The 16431-nt window shown below is 70.8% G+C and carries 14 protein-coding genes; 5 read left to right on the top strand and 9 right to left on the bottom strand.

From position 1 onward, the window contains the following. Nucleotides 1-182, top strand: a 182-nt coding sequence (locus tag ABZX85_RS49800; RefSeq protein WP_355885056.1) for a hypothetical protein, incomplete at its 5' end; no start/stop codon positions are given. A gap of 112 nt (nt 183-294) precedes the next feature. Here the strand turns inward: ABZX85_RS49800 and ABZX85_RS49795 are convergent. Together ABZX85_RS49795 and dapA are read right to left on the bottom strand one after the other, a co-directional pair. Next, on the bottom strand, nt 295-1980 hold the full coding sequence (locus ABZX85_RS49795) for a ribonuclease J (protein WP_355885055.1): 1686 nt from the start codon (nt 1978-1980) through the stop codon (nt 295-297). 149 nt (nt 1981-2129) lie between these two features. Beyond that, nucleotides 2130-3029, bottom strand: a complete 900-nt coding sequence (gene dapA, locus ABZX85_RS49790; protein ID WP_355885054.1) for a 4-hydroxy-tetrahydrodipicolinate synthase — start codon at nt 3027-3029, stop codon at nt 2130-2132. 298 nt (nt 3030-3327) lie between these two features. On the opposite strand from dapA, the gene ABZX85_RS49785 reads away from it, so the two are divergent. Beyond that, a complete protein-coding gene (locus ABZX85_RS49785; protein ID WP_355885053.1) occupies nt 3328-3573 on the top strand; it encodes a hypothetical protein in 246 nt (81 codons plus the stop codon). A gap of 91 nt (nt 3574-3664) precedes the next feature. Further along, nucleotides 3665-4216 (top strand): hypothetical protein, encoded by a 552-nt coding sequence (locus ABZX85_RS49780; RefSeq protein ID WP_355885052.1) that lies wholly within the window; start codon nt 3665-3667, stop codon nt 4214-4216. Nucleotides 4217-4240: 24 nt separating this feature from the next. On the opposite strand, the gene ABZX85_RS49775 is transcribed toward ABZX85_RS49780, so the two are convergent. The 5 genes from ABZX85_RS49775 to rpsO form a co-directional block, all read right to left on the bottom strand. Beyond that, nucleotides 4241-4681 (bottom strand): hypothetical protein, encoded by a 441-nt coding sequence (locus tag ABZX85_RS49775; RefSeq protein WP_355885051.1) that lies wholly within the window; start codon nt 4679-4681, stop codon nt 4241-4243. Continuing rightward, nucleotides 4681-5433: a 4-hydroxy-tetrahydrodipicolinate reductase gene (dapB, locus tag ABZX85_RS49770; RefSeq protein ID WP_355885050.1), complete on the bottom strand. Its 753-nt coding sequence runs from the start codon at nt 5431-5433 to the stop codon at nt 4681-4683. Before dapB ends, ABZX85_RS49775 begins: the two co-directional genes overlap by 1 nt. Before the next feature lie 27 nt (nt 5434-5460). Further along, nucleotides 5461-6840, bottom strand: coding sequence for a pitrilysin family protein (locus tag ABZX85_RS49765; protein WP_355885049.1), 1380 nt, complete (start codon nt 6838-6840; stop codon nt 5461-5463). Beyond that, a complete protein-coding gene (locus tag ABZX85_RS49760; RefSeq protein WP_355885058.1) occupies nt 6837-9056 on the bottom strand; it encodes a polyribonucleotide nucleotidyltransferase in 2220 nt (739 codons plus the stop codon). Before ABZX85_RS49760 ends, ABZX85_RS49765 begins: the two co-directional genes overlap by 4 nt. A gap of 297 nt (nt 9057-9353) precedes the next feature. Further along, a complete protein-coding gene (gene rpsO, locus ABZX85_RS49755; protein WP_355885048.1) occupies nt 9354-9644 on the bottom strand; it encodes a 30S ribosomal protein S15 in 291 nt (96 codons plus the stop codon). A 270-nt stretch (nt 9645-9914) separates the two neighbouring features. Here rpsO and ABZX85_RS49750 point away from each other — a divergent pair, with 270 nt between their 5' ends. Continuing rightward, nucleotides 9915-10214 (top strand): DUF397 domain-containing protein, encoded by a 300-nt coding sequence (locus ABZX85_RS49750; protein ID WP_355885047.1) that lies wholly within the window; start codon nt 9915-9917, stop codon nt 10212-10214. A gap of 68 nt (nt 10215-10282) precedes the next feature. Here the strand turns inward: ABZX85_RS49750 and eccD are convergent, their stop codons facing one another. Next, nucleotides 10283-11770, bottom strand: a complete 1488-nt coding sequence (gene eccD, locus ABZX85_RS49745) for a type VII secretion integral membrane protein EccD (protein WP_355885046.1) — start codon at nt 11768-11770, stop codon at nt 10283-10285. Between the two features lie 277 nt (nt 11771-12047). On the opposite strand from eccD, the gene eccCa reads away from it, so the two are divergent. Continuing rightward, a complete protein-coding gene (gene eccCa / locus ABZX85_RS49740) occupies nt 12048-16019 on the top strand; it encodes a type VII secretion protein EccCa (RefSeq protein WP_355885045.1) in 3972 nt (1323 codons plus the stop codon). An 85-nt stretch (nt 16020-16104) separates the two neighbouring features. Here the strand turns inward: eccCa and ABZX85_RS49735 are convergent, their stop codons facing one another. Then, nucleotides 16105-16341, bottom strand: coding sequence for a hypothetical protein (locus tag ABZX85_RS49735; RefSeq protein ID WP_355885044.1), 237 nt, complete (start codon nt 16339-16341; stop codon nt 16105-16107). Nucleotides 16342-16431 lie beyond the last annotated feature (90 nt).

Below are 16431 nucleotides of genomic sequence, written 5' to 3'. Positions count from 1 at the left end.
AAGGAACGGACGCTTCCTTCGTACTCACCCTCTCGGGCTTTCCTCCGGGCAGTTTCCCTTCGGTCTTGCGTTTCCGACTCTATCAGATCCTTTTCCGATCCGATTTCCTCGGCGCTTTCCAGGTTTCCGCTTTTGTTTCGCGGTTTCCTTTCCGGCGGTTCCGACTTTATCAGAAGTTCTGAGCCGGATTTCCCACCTCCTCGCGAACCAACCGGGTTCCCTCCGAGGCGGAGCCGTAAACGTACTGGAGCGGGGCGCCCCGATGCAAATCGAGGGGCCCCGCTCCCAGTTGACTCAGACCTCGACGACCACAGGCAGGATCATCGGCCTGCGCCGGTACGTGTCGGAGACCCACTTCCCCAGCGTCCGGCGGATGAGCTGCTGGAGCTGGTGGGGTTCGACGACGCCGTCCTGGGCCGACCGTTCGAGGACCTCGTTGATCTTCGGGAGCACCCCGTCGAACGCCGAGTCGTCGATGCCGGAGCCACGGGCCTGGATGTGCGGGCCCGCGGTGATCTTCCCGGTGGAGGAGTCGACGACCACGAAGACCGAGATGATGCCCTCGTCGCCGAGGATCTTGCGGTCCTTCAGCGCCGGCTCACCGACTCCGCCGACGGAGAGGCCGTCGACGTAGACGTATCCCGCCTGGACCTTGCCGGAGATCTTGGCCTTGCCCTCGACGAGGTCGACGGCGACGCCGTCCTCGGCGATGACGATGCGGTCGTGGGGAACGCCGGTCATGGCGCCCAGTTCCGCGTTGGCGCGCAGGTGGCGCCATTCGCCGTGGACCGGCATCAGGTTCTTCGGGCGGCAGATGTTGTAGAAGTACAGCAGCTCGCCGGCCGAGGCGTGGCCCGAGACGTGGACCTTGGCGTTGCCCTTGTGGACGACGTTGGCGCCCCATCGGGTGAGGCCGTTGATCACGCGGTAGACCGCGTTCTCGTTGCCGGGGATGAGGGACGAGGCCAGGATGACCGTGTCGCCGTCGACGATGCGGATCTGGTGGTCGCGGTTGGCCATCCGGGAGAGGGCGGCCATCGGTTCGCCCTGGGAGCCCGTGCAGACCAGGACCACCTGGTGGTCCGGCAGATCGTCGAGGGTCTTGACGTCGACGACCAGGCCCGGCGGGACCTTCAGATAGCCGAGGTCGCGGGCGATCCCCATGTTGCGGACCATCGAGCGGCCGACGAAGGCGACCCTGCGGCCGTACTCGTGGGCCGCGTCCAGGATCTGCTGGATGCGGTGGACGTGGCTGGCGAAGCTCGCCACGATGATCCGCTTGCTCGCGTTGGCGAAGACCTGCCGCAGGACGTTGGAGATGTCCTTCTCCGGCGGGACGAAGCCGGGGACCTCGGCGTTCGTCGAGTCGGCGAGGAGCAGGTCGATGCCCTCCTCGCTGAGCCGCGCGAAGGCGTGCAGGTCGGTGAGGCGGCCGTCCAGCGGGAGCTGGTCCATCTTGAAGTCGCCGGTGTGGACGACCATGCCCGCGGGGGTGCGGATGGCCACGGCCAGCGCGTCCGGGATGGAGTGGTTGACGGCGATGAACTCGCAGTCGAAGGGGCCGATGCGCTCGCGGTTCCCCTCGGCCACCTCAAGGGTGTAGGGGCGGATGCGGTGCTCCTGGAGCTTGGCCTCGATGAGCGCGAGGGTCAGCTTGGAGCCGATCAGCGGGATGTCCGGCTTCTCCCGCAGGAGGAAGGGGACGCCGCCGATGTGGTCCTCGTGGCCATGCGTCAGGACGATGCCCTCGATGTCGTCGAGGCGGTCCCGGATGGACGAGAAGTCCGGCAGGATCAGGTCGATTCCGGGCTGCTCCTCCTCGGGGAAGAGCACTCCGCAGTCGACGATCAGGAGACGGCCGCCGTACTCGAAGACCGTCATGTTGCGGCCGATCTCACCGAGGCCGCCGAGAGGGGTGACCCGGAGGCCGCCTTCGGGGAGTGTCGGGGGACGGCCCAGTTCGGGATGCGGATGACTCAAAAGACTCTCCTCACCACGACACGCCACGTGCCAGGGGCACGTGGCGCGTGTGACGTTCGTGCTTACGCAGTTGTCGGTGTTGACGGTGGGCTCTCGTGGCCCGTTCCGTTTTCTGTTCGGTTATGAAGATTCAGTTGTGAAGTCTGTTGTCAGAGCTGTACCCCGCCCGCGGCAAGATCGATCTTGAGCTGGGCGATCTCTTCGGGGGAGCAGTCGACCATGGGGAGGCGCAGGGGGCCCGCGGGCAGGCCCTGGAGGGCGAGCGCGGCCTTGGTGGTCATGACGCCCTGGGTGCGGAAGACGCCCGTGAAGACCGGGAGGAGGCGGTGGTGGATCTCGGCCGCCTTCTGGACGTCGCCCGAGGTGTACGCGTCGACCAGCGCGCGGAGTTCGGGGGTGACGAGGTGCCCGACGACGGAGACGAAGCCGACGGCGCCCACGGAGAGCAGGGGGAGGTTGAGCATGTCGTCGCCGGAGTACCAGGCGAGTCCGGAGCGGGCGATGGCCCAGCTCGCGGCGGCGAGGTCGCCCTTGGCGTCCTTGTTGGCGACGATCCGGGGGTGCTCGCCGAGTCTGACCAGGGTGTCCGTGCTGATCGGGACGCCGCTGCGGCCGGGGATGTCGTAGAGCATGACCGGCAGGCCGGTCGCGTCGGCCACGGTGGTGAAGTGGCGGTACAGGCCCTCCTGCGGGGGCTTGTTGTAGTACGGGGTGACGACCAGGAGGGCGTGGGCGCCGGCCTTCTCGGCGGCCCTGGCCAGTTCGGTGCTGTGGTGGGTGTCGTTGGTGCCGACGCCCGCGATGACGTGGGCGCGGTCTCCGACGGCTTCCAGGACGGCTCGTACGAGGTCCGATTTCTCCGCGTCCGACGTGGTCGGGGACTCACCGGTGGTGCCGTTGACGACCAGGCCGTCGTTGCCGGCGTCCACCAGGTGGGCGGCGAGTCGCTGAGCGCCGTCGAGGTCGATCGCGCCGTCAGCCGTGAACGGCGTGACCATGGCGGTGAGGACCCGCCCGAAGGGGGTCTGCGGAGTGGAGGTCGGAGCCATGGGTTACACGCTACTCGGTGTACATCGCGCGGTCTGCCCTCGGTCCGGGGAAAAGTCATGACAAAGGTGGAGCCCGGCACTGCCTGCTCGGGGGTTCAAGCAGTGCCGGGTCCGTTTGATCAGGCTAGATGAACTTCGCTAAATGCCGCAATACGGACACTTCGCTCGGCTGAACCGTACATCTGTGCCCGCGAGCATCACGGCCCGCTCGGGCACCGATCGGGCGTCCCGTTCGTCCTCTCTGTAGACGGACAGTGATCTGCATCCTGGAACCCGAACTCTGGAAGGAGCTCCTCCGATGTTCCGCCGGCGTGAGTCCATACCCTTCGCCTTCGTCGCCGAGGCCGACCGCTTTCGCAGCGATGTGACGCCGCCGCCCAGACAGCGCGCGTCCAGGGCCGAGCGGGCCGGGAGTTGGCTGCTGGGGCTGACGGTCGTGGCCGGGCTCGTGGGGTCGCTGGTGATCGGGATGCCCGCCCTGACGGTGGATCAGTCGCAGTCGGCGCAGGGGGCGCAGGCGTCGGAGGTCTCCCAGGCGCGGTGACGCGGCGCGCGCACCCGATGGTGGTGGGCGGGGACGGCGGCGGATAGCCTCACCGGCACAGCCCCCCGTGCACAGCGAGTGAGGACCAGTCGTGCCCCTGCCCTTCCTGACGGCCGACCGCACCTTCGATCCGGTGAACCCGTTGGACGAGGAGGCGTTGCCCTTCGTCGACCAGGAGCGGTGGCGGCGGCCCTACCGGCCCGGGCCCTGGCGGGTCGGGGTGGCGGCCGTGTCCCTGCTCGTCGCGTCGTTCGTGCTGTTCGCGGCGGTGCTGATCGCGCTCACCGGGTCGGTGTCGGAGGCGGCGACGGTGTTCGCCATCGCCTCGGTCGTCATCGTCTGCGCGCTGCGGTTGCTGCGGATGGGGGTGTGGGTGAGCGTGCGGGGGCTTCGGCACGTCGGGTTCCTCGTGACGCGGACCGTCGCGTGGAGTGACGTCAGCGGGGTGCGGACCGTGCAGCAGCCGGTGCGGTGGCTGGGGCTGCCGCGGACGGTCCAGGGGCAGGCGCTGGTCGTGTCGCGGCCGGGGACCGAGGGTGTGGCGGTGTTGCTGACCAGCCACAACGCGGACTTCCTGGCGCGCGCGGAGGCGTTCGAGCGGGCGGCGGACATGGTGGAGGCGTGGGCGGCGGAGAACCGCTGAACACCTTCACGGCGCTGAACGCGCTCACGACCCGTCGTGCAGGGCTATCGCCCGCTGCATCGCCTTCCTCGCCCTCGGGGTGTCCCGCGCGTCGTGGTAGGCCACCGCGAGGCGGAACCACGTACGCCAGTCCTGCGGCGCCGCCTCCGTCTCCGCCTTGCGTTTCTCGAAGACCTCGTCGGCGGAGTAGCGGTCGATACGGCCGGACGGGGTGCGCTTGAGTTCGTCGACCGGGAGGCCGCCCTCCGCCTCCAGCTTCGCGGCGAGGGCGTTGGCCTTGCGGACGAACTGGGTGTTCTTCCAGAGGAACCAGACGCCGATGACCGGCAGGATCAGCACGGCCACGCCGAAGGTGACCGTCAGGAGGGTGCCGGTCTGGATGAGCATGACGCCGCGGCTGCCGACCAGCGCGAAGTAGAAGAGCAGGACGGCGGCCGTGACGGCATAGGAGAGTTTGGCGCGCATCAGCCGAGGTCCAGGAAGTGCTCCAGGCCGAAGGTGAGGCCCGGCGTCGACACCACCCGGCGGGCGCCCAGCAGGATGCCCGGCATGAAGCTGCTGTGGTGCAGGGAGTCGTGCCGGATCGTCAGGGTCTCCCCCTCGCCGCCGAGCAGGACCTCCTGGTGCGCGAGCAGCCCGCGCAGCCGGACCGAGTGGACGGGTACGCCGTCGACGTCGGCGCCGCGCGCGCCGTCCAGGGCCGTCACCGTCGCGTCGGGCGCCGGGGCCGTACCCGCCTTCGCGCGGGCCTCGGCGATGAGCTGGGCCGTGCGGGCGGCGGTGCCGGAGGGGGCGTCGACCTTGTTGGGGTGGTGGAGTTCGACGACCTCGACCGACTCGAAGTAGGGCGCCGCGAGCTGGGCGAACTTCATGGTGAGGACCGCGCCGATGGAGAAGTTCGGGGCGATCAGGACACCGGTGGCCGGGGACTGGGCGAGCCAGGTCCGCAGCTGTGCGAGGCGGTCGTCGGTCCAGCCCGTCGTACCGACCACGGCGTGGATGCCGTGCCGGACGCAGAAGTCGAGGTTGCCCATCACCGAGGCGGGGGTGGTGAGTTCGACGGCGACCTGGGCGCCGGTCTCGGCCAGCGTCTCCAGGCGGTCGCCGCGGCCGAGGGCGGCCACCAGCTCCATGTCCTCGGCGGCCTCGACGGCCTTGACGGCCTCGGAGCCGATGCGGCCCTGGGAGCCGAGGACCGCCACGCGCAGCTTGCTCATGTTCGTGCTTCCTTCAGCGGGGAGGGGTCAGGCGACGGCGTCGTGCAGGCGGGCCGCCTGTTTGTCCTTGAGGGGACCGATGACCGACAGCGACGGGCGCTGTCCCAGGATGTCGCGCGCCACCGCGCGGACGTCGTCCGGGGTGACCGACGCGATACGGGCCAGCATGTCGTCGACGGACATCTGGCCGCCCCAGCACAGCTCGCTCTTGCCGATCCGGTTCATCAGCGCGCCGGTGTCCTCCAGGCCGAGGACGGTGGAGCCGCGGAGCTGGCCGATCGCGCGGGTGATCTCGTCGTCCGTGAGGCCGTCGCGGGCGACCTGGTCGAGCTCGTCGCGGCAGATCTTCAGGACGTCGTGGACCTGCGAGGGCCGGCAGCCCGCGTACACGCCGAACAGGCCGCAGTCGGCGAACCCGGAGGTGTACGAGTAGACGCTGTACGCCAGGCCCCGCTTCTCGCGGACCTCCTGGAAGAGGCGCGAGGACATGCCGCCGCCGAGGGCGGTGTTCAGCACGCCGAGCGCCCAGCGCCGGTCGTCGGTGCGGGCGAGGCCCGGCATGCCGAGGACGACGTGCGCCTGCTCGGTCTTGCGGCCGGTCAGTTCGACGCGCCCGGCGGTGCGGATCGTCCGCTTCCCGTCGCGCGGGTCGATCGGGACGGCGTCGGGGTTCTTGAGGGCACCCGCCTTCTCGAAGGCCGCGCGGACCTGGCGGACGACCTTGTCGTGGTCGATGTTGCCGGCAGCGGCGACGACCAGGTGGGTGGGGTCGTAGTGCTTCTTGTAGAAGCGGCGGATGCGGTCGGCGGTGAGGGCGTTGACCGTGTCGACCGTGCCGAGGACGGGGCGCCCCAGGGGGGTGTCGCCGAACATCGTGTGGGCGAAGAGGTCGTGGACGCAGTCGCCCGGGTCGTCCTCCGTCATCGCGATCTCTTCGAGGATGGCGCCGCGTTCGACGTCGACGTCCTCCTCCAGGATCAGGGAGCCGGTCAGCATGTCGCAGACGACGTCGATGGCGAGGGGGAGGTCGGTGTCGAGGACGCGTGCGTAGTAGCACGTGTACTCCTTGGCCGTGAACGCGTTCATCTCGCCGCCGACCGCGTCGAGGGCGGCGGAGATGTCGAGGGCGCTGCGGCTGGTGGTGCCCTTGAAGAGCAGGTGCTCCAGGTAGTGCGTGGCGCCGTTCAGGGCCGGGGTCTCGTCGCGGGAGCCGACGTGCGCCCAGATGCCGAAGGTCGCGGAGCGGACCGAGGGGAGGGTCTCGGTGACGATGCGCAGGCCGCCCGGGAGGGTGGTCTTGCGGACCGTGCCGATGCCGTTCTCGCCGGTGATGAGGGTTTGGGTACGGGCGACGGCCCGCGCCTTCGAGGAGGCGCGGGCCGTCGTCACTGAACTGCTCGACGTCACTTGTCGGTGTCGTCCTTCTGGTCGTCGCTGCTGTCTTCGCCCTCGATCACGGGGATGAGGGAGAGCTTGCCGCGGGAGTCGATCTCAGCGATCTCGACCTGGACCTTGGCGCCGACGCCGAGGACGTCCTCGACGTTCTCCACGCGCTTGCCGCCGGCGAGCTTGCGGATCTGCGAGATGTGCAGCAGGCCGTCCTTGCCGGGGAGCAGGGAGACGAACGCGCCGAAGGTGGTCGTCTTGACGACCGTGCCCAGGTAGCGCTCGCCGACCTCCGGCATGGTCGGGTTGGCGATCGAGTTGATCGTGGTGCGGGCGGCCTCGGCGGCCGGGCCGTCGGCGGCACCGATGTAGATGGTGCCGTCGTCCTCGATCGTGATCTCGGCGCCGGTGTCCTCCTGGATCTGGTTGATCATCTTGCCCTTCGGGCCGATGACCTCGCCGATCTTGTCCACGGGGATCTTGACGGTGATGATCCGCGGGGCGTTGGGGGACATCTCGTCCGGCGTGTCGATCGCTTCCATCATCACGTCGAGGATGTGGAGGCGGGCGTCACGGGCCTGCTTGAGGGCGGCGGCCAGGACGGAGGCGGGGATGCCGTCGAGCTTCGTGTCGAGCTGGAGGGCCGTCACGAACTCCTTGGTGCCGGCGACCTTGAAGTCCATGTCGCCGAAGGCGTCCTCCGCACCGAGGATGTCGGTGAGGGTGACGTAGTGCGTCTCGCCGTCGATCTCCTGGGAGATCAGGCCCATCGCGATACCGGCGACCGGGGCCTTCAGCGGGACACCGGCGTTCAGCAGGGACATCGTCGACGCGCAGACCGAGCCCATGGACGTCGAGCCGTTGGAGCTGAGCGCCTCGGAGACCTGGCGGATCGCGTAGGGGAACTCCTCGCGGGTCGGCAGGACCGGGACGAGGGCGCGCTCGGCGAGGGCGCCGTGCCCGATCTCGCGGCGCTTCGGGGAGCCGACGCGGCCAGTCTCGCCGGTGGAGTACGGCGGGAAGTTGTAGTTGTGCATGTAGCGCTTGCGGGTCACCGGGGAGAGGGTGTCCAGCTGCTGCTCCATGCGGAGCATGTTGAGGGTGGTGACGCCCAGGATCTGGGTCTCACCGCGCTCGAAGACCGCGGAGCCGTGCACGCGCGGGATCGCCTCGACCTCGGCGGCGAGCGTACGGATGTCCGTGAGGCCACGGCCGTCGATGCGCTTCTTGTCCTTGATCACGCGCTCGCGGACGAGCTGCTTGGTCAGGGAGCGGTAGGCGGCGGAGATCTCCTTCTCGCGGCCCTCGAACTGCGGGAGCAGCTTCTCGGCGGCGAGGCCCTTGACGCGGTCCAGCTCGGCCTCGCGGTCCTGCTTGCCGGCGATGGTGAGCGCGGCGGCCAGCTCGGAGCGGACGGCGGCGGAGAGCGCCTCCAGGATGTCGTCCTGGTAGTCCAGGAAGATCGGGAACTCGCCGGTCGGCTTGGCGGCCTTGGCGGCGAGGTCGGCCTGGGCCTTGCACAGGACCTTGATGAACGGCTTCGAGGCTTCGAGGCCGGCGGCGACGACCTCCTCGGTCGGGGCCTCGACACCGCCCTTGACCAGCTGGATGGTCTTCTCGGTGGCCTCGGCCTCGACCATCATGATCGCGACGTCGCCGTCCTCCAGGGTGCGGCCCGCGACGACCATGTCGAAGACGGCGTCCTCGAGCTCGGTGTGCGTCGGGAACGCGACCCACTGGCCGCGGATCAGCGCGACGCGGACGCCGCCGATCGGGCCGGAGAAGGGCAGGCCGGCCAGCTGGGTGGACGCGGAGGCGGCGTTGATCGCCACGACGTCGTACAGGTGGTCGGGGTTGAGGGCCATGATCGTCGCGACGACCTGGATCTCGTTGCGCAGGCCCTTCTTGAAGGACGGGCGCAGCGGGCGGTCGATCAGGCGACAGGTGAGGATCGCGTCCTCGGAGGGGCGGCCCTCGCGGCGGAAGAAGCTGCCGGGGATCTTGCCGGCGGCGTACATCCGCTCCTCGACGTCCACCGTGAGGGGGAAGAAGTCGAGCTGGTCCTTGGGGTTCTTGGAGGCGGTGGTGGCCGACAGCACCATCGTGTCGTCGTCCAGGTAGGCCACCGCGGAGCCGGCGGCCTGCTTGGCGAGGCGGCCGGTCTCGAAGCGGATGGTGCGGGTGCCGAAGGCGCCGTTGTCGATGACGGCCTCGGCGTAGTGGGTCTCGTTCTCCACTAGCGTGTTCTCCATTTACTCGTCTGTTTTCGTCTTTTGTCCCCGGCTGTCCGTGTGACAGGGGGGACGGGCGGAGAAGCGCGCCGTGCGGGCCGGTCTTCGATCGAAGCCTCCGGGTCGTGTACCCGGGGACCACTACCGAGGACCGGCGGCGTCGAGGGTGCGCTTCTCCTCGTATGTGCTGCGTTGTGCTACCACACTACAAAGGGGTGGTGACACTCCGCACGTTTCCGTCTCTGCGTACAGCAAAAGGAGCGGCTCCCGATGATCACGGGAACCGCTCCCCTCCACAACGTGTTACTTCGCGCCGCCGGCCGCGCCGCGGCGGATGCCGAGCCGGTCGACCAGCGCACGGAAGCGCTGGATGTCCTTCTTCGCCAGGTACTGGAGAAGGCGGCGGCGCTGACCGACGAGGATCAGCAGACCGCGGCGGGAGTGGTGGTCGTGCTTGTGCGTCTTGAGGTGCTCCGTGAGGTCGGAGATCCGACGGGAGAGCATGGCGACCTGGACCTCGGGGGAACCGGTGTCGCCCTCCTTGGCACCGAACTCGGCGATGAGCTGCTTCTTCACTGCGGCATCGAGCGGCACGCTTGTTCCTCAATCCTGTGTGGTGCCCGCGAGTGCCCCCGGTTTGACTCTCGGGGGAGCTTCGGTGACTCGCCTGGGCCGGTCCGCCGGGAGGCACCGGTGAGGGTGCGTGCACGCGACGGCCGAGGGCAAGAGTACCAGGGCGCGGACCCGCTCTCGCCCGGTTTTCCCGCCGGGCCCCCGCCTCGCGGGAACCCCCGGCCTGGGGAGATGACCACAAGTAAGGTGTCCGTACCGCTCGTTGGCACTGAGGAAAGGACCCGAGCCGCCATGGCCGAGACCGAAGAGGAACGCAAGGCCCGTAAGGACCGGGAGCGGGACGAGTTGTACGCCCTCGACATCTCCGGCGTCGTGTGGCGCAGCGCGCCGGGCACCGAGGAGCACGAGGAGCGCGTCGAGATCGCCGACCTGCCCGACGGCGCCGTGGCCATGCGCTCCTCCCTCGACCACGACACCGTGCTGCGGTACACGGAGGCCGAGTGGACGGCGTTCGTGCTGGGGGCGCGGGACGGGGAGTTCGACCTGGAGCCGACCGAGCGCAATGGCGGGCTGGCCGCGCAGGAGGGCTGAGGTTCCCTGCACATGAGGGAGGGCCGGTATGAATTTCATACCGGCCCTCCCTCATGTGTGCGCCGACGTCAGCCGGTCAGTGAGCGGACCGTCGAGTACACGTCGAACACCGCCAGCGCGAGCGGGATCAGCGTCAGCAGGACGAAGGACTCGGCGATCTCCAGGAAGCGGCCCCAGAACGGGGTGAGCCCGCCCCGGGAGACGAGCAGGCCGACCGTCGTGACCAGGGCGATCGCGATGCCGATGGCGGCGACGAGCCAGATCGTGCGCAGCTCGAAGCCGGAGAGGTCGCCGTCGAGGGCGGAGCGCGTGACGGCCTGCGGCGGGTTGAGCGCGAGCCCGAGGCCGAGCAGGACGAGCGAGGCGAGCCCGGCGGCGACGACCGGCGCGACCTGGGCGGTGTAGCGGAAGAGGTGGGCGCGCATGATCAGGGCCACGCCGGTCGCGAAGGCGAGGAGCTGGGCCCAGACGTTCGAGGAGAAGCCGAGGACGGCGGCGGAGGCGACGGCGACGACCGCGCAGCCGCCGACGAGGCCGACGAGGAGTTCGTGGCCCCGGCGGGCGCGGGCGGCGATCCGCTCGGCGTCGACCGGCTCGGGGGCGGGCGCCTCCGTGTCGTAGCGGCTGCGGGCGGCGCCGCTCGGGGCGTCGAAGCCGATCGGCAGGCGGGCGAAGCGCATCGACAGGCCGGGCAGGAAGGCGAGGCCGACGACCGCGACCGGGGCGCAGAGGGCGGCGGTCTCGGCGGGCGTCCAGTCCTCGGCGAGGAGCGCGAGGAACAGGGCGACGAGGCCGACGGCGGAGGCGAGGACGAAGGCGACGAAAGGGCCGTCGCCGCTCGGCGAGCAGATCGTGAGGACGACGGCGGCCAGCAGGACGGCCGCGCAGGCCAGCAGGAACTGGAGTTTGCCGATGCCCTCGCCGTGCGCGAGCGGGAGGAGCCCGGAGCCGGCCACGCCCACGCCCGGCAGGGCGCCGAGGCCGAGGGCGACGGCGGAGGCGCGGTCGTCGTAGATCCGGGCGCGGACGCAGGCGAGGACGAGGAGGAGGACGCCGGCGACTCCGGCGAGGACGCCGGGCAGGCCGTGCATGTCGTGGCGGGGGTCGCCCGTCCAGGCGACGAAGGCGAGGAGGGCGGCGAGGACGCCGCCGCCGGTGAGGCCGGCCGCGCGGGTGAGGTCGCCGTCCCACAGGGTGCGTTCGCTGGTGACGGCGGAGGCGACGGCCTCGGAGACGTCGTCGAACACGGCCGGCGGCAGGGACTCGGCGAAGGGGCGCAGGGTGAGGAGTTCGCCGTCGAGGAGGCGCTGGGCGGCGAAGGAGCGGGAGCTGTCGAGGACGGTGCCGTCGCGCCGGACGAGGTGGTAGCCGACCGGGGCGCCCTCGGCGGGGCTCTGCTGGGAGAGCCGGAGGATCTCCGGGTAGAGGTCGGCGACCGGGACGTCGTCGGGCAGGGCGACGTCGATGCGGCTGTCGGGGGCGACGATCGTGACGCGGCAGTAGCCGAGTCCCGTTCCCGTGCCGGCTCCTGTCGTGCCGGGTGCCGTGATGCTCACCTGACTGATCCCCCTCGGTGATGATTCCGCGCCTGCGGTGTGAAGGTCCCGGGTGTGGCTGCCGGGACGGCGGTCGCACATGTGCAGTCGCGTGGTCGGGGGTGCTCCGAGGCGCCCCGGATTGCCCGGAACACCCGCTTCCTCCGCCCCCGCGCGCGTGTGCTCACGCGAACATCCGGCACCCTACCGCCCTCCCGTCACGGGGGAAGTCAGTAGGATCGCGCGGCGGCCCCACGCAGGTCTTCAGGGGGGCCGGCCAGTGAATCTTGGGGGAGCAGTGAGCCACATCGTCGTACGGCGCCCGCCCCGGGTGCTGCCGTCCGAGGTGCCCACGCAGGAGATCGTCCTTCAGCCGCCGCCGGAGCTGCCGCGCGGACCTCAGGAGAGCGTCCTGATGCAGCTCCTGCCGACGCTCGGCATGGGCGGCTCGGTGGTCTTCTTCTTCACGAGCGGCCAGCCGTTCATGCGGATCATGGGCATGGTGATGATCGCGTCGACGGTCGCCATGTCGGTCGCGATGGTGGTGCGCTTCCGGCGCGGCAACCAGGGGCAGCTCGCCGACCTGCGGCGCGACTACCTGAGCTATCTGTCGCAGACCCGGCGCGCGGCGCAGGGCACGGCGAGGGCGCAGCGGGACGCGCAGTACTTCCTGAACCCCTCCCCCGAGCAGCTGTGGGCGCTGGTCGCCGAGGGCAGCCGGGTGTGGGAGCGGCGGTCGGGGGACGAGGACTTCGCGCAGGTGCGGGTCGGGCTCGGCGCGCAGGGGCTGTCGACGGCGCTGGTGGCCCCGGAGACCGCGCCGGTCGAGCAGCTGGAGCCGCTCACGGCGGGCGCGCTGCAACGCTTCCTGGCCGTGCACAGCACGCTGGAGGACCTGCCGATGGCGGTGTCCCTGCGCGCCTTCTACCACGTGACGGTCAGCGGGGACCCGCAGTGCGTACGGTCCTCCGCGCGCGCCATGACGGGTTCGCTGGCCGCGCTGCACTCCCCCGAGGACCTGGTCCTGGTGGTCGCGGCGGGCCGGGAGGCGCTGGCGCACTGGGAGTGGGCGAAGTGGCTGCCGCACACGCAGTCGCCGGGCGACGTGGACGGCGCGGGCAGCCGCCGGCTGATCGGGACGGACGTCACCGCGCTGGAGGACCTGCTCGCCGCCCGGCTGACGGGCCGGCCGCGTTTCCATCCGAACGCCGCCCCGCTGCCGGACCTGCCGCATCTGGTGGTCGTCCTCGACGGCGTCTCGCTGCCCCCGGACTCCGTCCTCGCCAATCCGGAGGGGCTCCAGGGGGTGACGCTGCTGGAGGTCGTGCCCGGGGAGCTGACCGGGACCGGCGGCGAACTCGGCATCGTCGTACGGCCGGGGGTGCTGCGGCTGGAGTCGGGGCCGGGCGGGCTGGTGTACGAGGGGACGCCCGACGCGTTGTCGTACGAGTCGGCCGAGGCGCTGGCGCGGCAGCTCGCGCCGCTCAGGATGGCGTCCGGCGGGGACGACGACGAGCCGCTGCTCGCGAACCTGGAGTTCACGGATCTGCTGAACCTGGGGGACGCGGCCTCCGTCGACACGAAGCGGACCTGGCGGGCGCGGTCGCTGGCCGAGCGGCTGCGGGTGCCGATCGGGGTCGGCGAGGACGGGCGGCCGGTCATGCTGGACCTGAAGGAGGCCGCGCAGGAGGGCATGGGGCCGCACGGGCTGTGCGTGGGCGCGACCGGTTCGGGGAAGTCGGAGCTGCTGCGGACGCTGGTGCTGGGGCTCGCGGTGACGCACTCCTCGGAGACGCTGAACTTCGTCCTCGCGGACTTCAAGGGCGGCGCGACCTTCGCCGGGATGGCGCAGATGCCGCACGTCGCGGCCGTCATCACGAACCTCGCGGACGATCTGACGCTGGTCGACCGGATGCGGGACTCCATCAGCGGTGAGCTGAACCGGCGCCAGGAGATGCTGCGGGACGCGGGCAACTACTCCAACATCCACGACTACGAGAAGGCGCGGTCGGCGGGGGCGGCGCTCCAGCCGATCCCGACGCTCGTGCTGGTGATCGACGAGTTCAGCGAACTGCTCTCCGCGAAGCCGGACTTCATCGAGATGTTCGTGCAGATCGGGCGGATCGGCCGCTCGCTCGGGGTGCATCTGCTGCTGGCCTCGCAGCGGCTGGAGGAGGGGCGGCTGCGCGGTCTGGACACCTATCTGTCGTACCGGATCGGGCTGCGGACGTTCTCCGCGGCCGAGTCGCGGGCGGCGCTCGGGGTGCCGGACGCGTACGAGCTGCCGAACGTGCCGGGGTCCGGGTTCCTGAAGTTCGGGACGGACGAAATGCTGCGGTTCAAGGCGGCGTACGTGTCCGGGGTGTACCGGTCGGGGGCGCAGCGGGCGGCCGTGAGCGGGGGGCCGCTGCCGGTGGACCGGCGGCCGGTGCTGTTCACGGCGGCCGAGGTGCCGGTGAGCTATGTGCCGGTGCAGCGGCAGCGGGCGAGCGCGGAGCCGGAGGTGGACGACGCGCTCGCGGACACCGTGCTGGACGTGATCGTGCGGCGGCTTGAGGCGCAGGGACCGGCGGCACACCAGGTGTGGCTGCCGCCGCTGGACAGCCCGCCGTCGCTGGACTCGCTGCTGCCGGGGCTGACGGCGGTGCCGGGACGCGGGCTGACCCAGCCGGGGTACGAGGGGGCCGGGCGGCTCGTCGTCCCCGTCGGGATCGTCGACAAGCCGTTCGAGCAGCGGCGTGATCCGCTGTGGCTCGACTTCTCGGGCGCGGCCGGGCACATGCAGATCGTGGGCGGGCCGCAGTCCGGGAAGTCGACGCTGCTGCGCGGGATCATCTCGGCGTTCGCGCTCACCCACACGCCGCACGAGGTGCAGTTCTACGGGCTCGACTTCGGCGGGGGCGGCATGTCGGCCGTCGAGGGCCTGCCGCACGTCGGCGGGGTGGCCTCCCGGCTCGACCCCGAGCGGGTGCGGCGTACGGTCGCGGAGGTGTACGGCGTCCTGACGCGCCGGGAGGAGTACTTCCGGTCGGCGGGCATCCCGTCCATCGCGGACTTCCGGACCCGGCGGGCGCGGGGCGACATCTCGGTCGCGGACCAGCCGTGGGGGGACGTCTTCCTGGTCGTCGACGGGTGGGGGAGCTTCCGTACGGAGTACGAGGCGCTCGACCCGGTCGTGCTGGACATGGCGGCGCGGGGGCTCGGGTACGGGGTGCACGTGATCCTGACGGCGTCGCGGTCCATGGAGGTCCGTTCGTCGCTGAAGGACCATCTGATGAACCGGCTCGAACTGCGGCTCGGGGACACGATGGACTCCGAGCTGGACCGGAAGGTCGCGGCGAACGTGCCGACGGGGGTGCCGGGGCGGGGGCAGACCCCGCAGAAGCTGCACTTCATGGCTGCGGTGCCGCGGATCGACGGGCTCGCGTCGGACACGGACCTCTCGGACGCGACGCAGGCGCTCGCGACGGAGGTGACCCGGCACTGGCAGTCCTCGCCGGCGCCCGAGGTGCGGCTGCTGCCGCGGGAGTTCCCCGCGAAGGAGCTGCCCGCCGGGGACCGGTTCCCGGGGCGGGGGGTCGCGTTCGCGCTCGACGAGGACAACCTCGAACCGGTCTTCGTGGACTTCGAGCAGGACCCGTTCTTCCTGGTCTTCGGGGAGAGCGAGTCCGGGAAGTCGAATCTGCTGCGGCTGCTGATCAAGCAGGTGACGCAGCGGTACTCCGGGGACGAGTGCAAGCTGTTCGTCGTCGACAACCGGCGGTCGCTGCTGGACGTGACGCCGGCCTCGCATCTCGCCGAGTACATCCCGATGTCCAACAACATGGACCATCACATGGCCGCGCTCGCGGACCTGATGACCCGGCGGACGCCGACCGCCGATGTGACGGCCCAGCAGCTGCGGGACCGGAGCTGGTGGCGGGGGCCGACGGTGTACGTCGTCATCGACGACTACGACCTCGTCTCCACGTCCAGCGGCAATCCGCTCGCCGGGCTGACGGAGCTCCTTCCCTTCGCCCGTGACGTCGGGGTCCGTTTCATCATCGCGCGCTCCACTGCGGGGGCCGGGCGGGCGGCGTACGAGCCGTTCATGCAGCGGATGAAGGAGCTGGGGGCCCAGGGGATGGTCCTCGCCGGGGACCCCTCGGAGGGGGATCTCCTCGCGGGGGTGCGGCCTCGGCCGATGCCTGCGGGGCGGGGGGTGTTCGTGTCGCGGAAGCGGGGGAAGCCGTTGGCTCAGGTGGGGTGGTTGCCGGAGGGGGCTTACTGAGAGCGGGAGGGGCGGGGTGGGGCGCGGGGCGGTTGTGGGGGGCCGCGCCCTGTCCGGTGGGTGGGGTGGGGTGTGTTCGGGGCCGTCAGTTCGGGGCCGGGGACGGCGTTTCGTCGGCCTCGATGTCGAAGTTGATCTGGTCGCCCTCGACGGAGGTGACCTCGACCGAGACGCCCAGGGTGGCGCCGTCGCTGCCGGAGAGTTTGGCGGCGGACAGCTTCGGGGTGGCGTTGCCGATGCTCACGGAGCCGGAGCAGCCGAGGAGCAGGGCGCAGGCGGCCAGGGTGAGGACGGCGGTGGCCGTCGGGCGGGTCGTGGTCATGGTGGGGTCCCCCGGATCTCGGTGCGGTGGCATGGCGAAGGGGTGGGCACCTCCCGTGTGTGCCCACCCCTTCGGGTGCTGGTCCTGCCG

This window comes from Streptomyces sp. NPDC004539 (assembly GCF_040610055.1).
Classification (GTDB): domain Bacteria; phylum Actinomycetota; class Actinomycetes; order Streptomycetales; family Streptomycetaceae; genus Streptomyces.
Note: the sequence above shows the minus strand (reverse complement) of the source record. Positions and strands in the feature narration are given on the sequence as shown.

Bases quoted from the DNA above. Each gene is read 5' to 3' on its own strand.
- dapA (WP_355885054.1), bottom strand. From the start codon at position 3,029: ATGGCTCCGACCTCCACTCCGCAGACCCCCTTCGGGCGGGTCCTCACC.
- ABZX85_RS49750 (WP_355885047.1), top strand. From the start codon at position 9,915: ATGGCCGAGACCGAAGAGGAACGCAAGGCCCGTAAGGACCGGGAGCGG.
- dapB (WP_355885050.1), bottom strand. From the start codon at position 5,433: ATGAGCAAGCTGCGCGTGGCGGTCCTCGGCTCCCAGGGCCGCATCGGC.
- ABZX85_RS49735 (WP_355885044.1), bottom strand. From the start codon at position 16,341: ATGACCACGACCCGCCCGACGGCCACCGCCGTCCTCACCCTGGCCGCC.
- ABZX85_RS49775 (WP_355885051.1), bottom strand. From the start codon at position 4,681: ATGCGCGCCAAACTCTCCTATGCCGTCACGGCCGCCGTCCTGCTCTTC.
- ABZX85_RS49785 (WP_355885053.1), top strand. From the start codon at position 3,328: ATGTTCCGCCGGCGTGAGTCCATACCCTTCGCCTTCGTCGCCGAGGCC.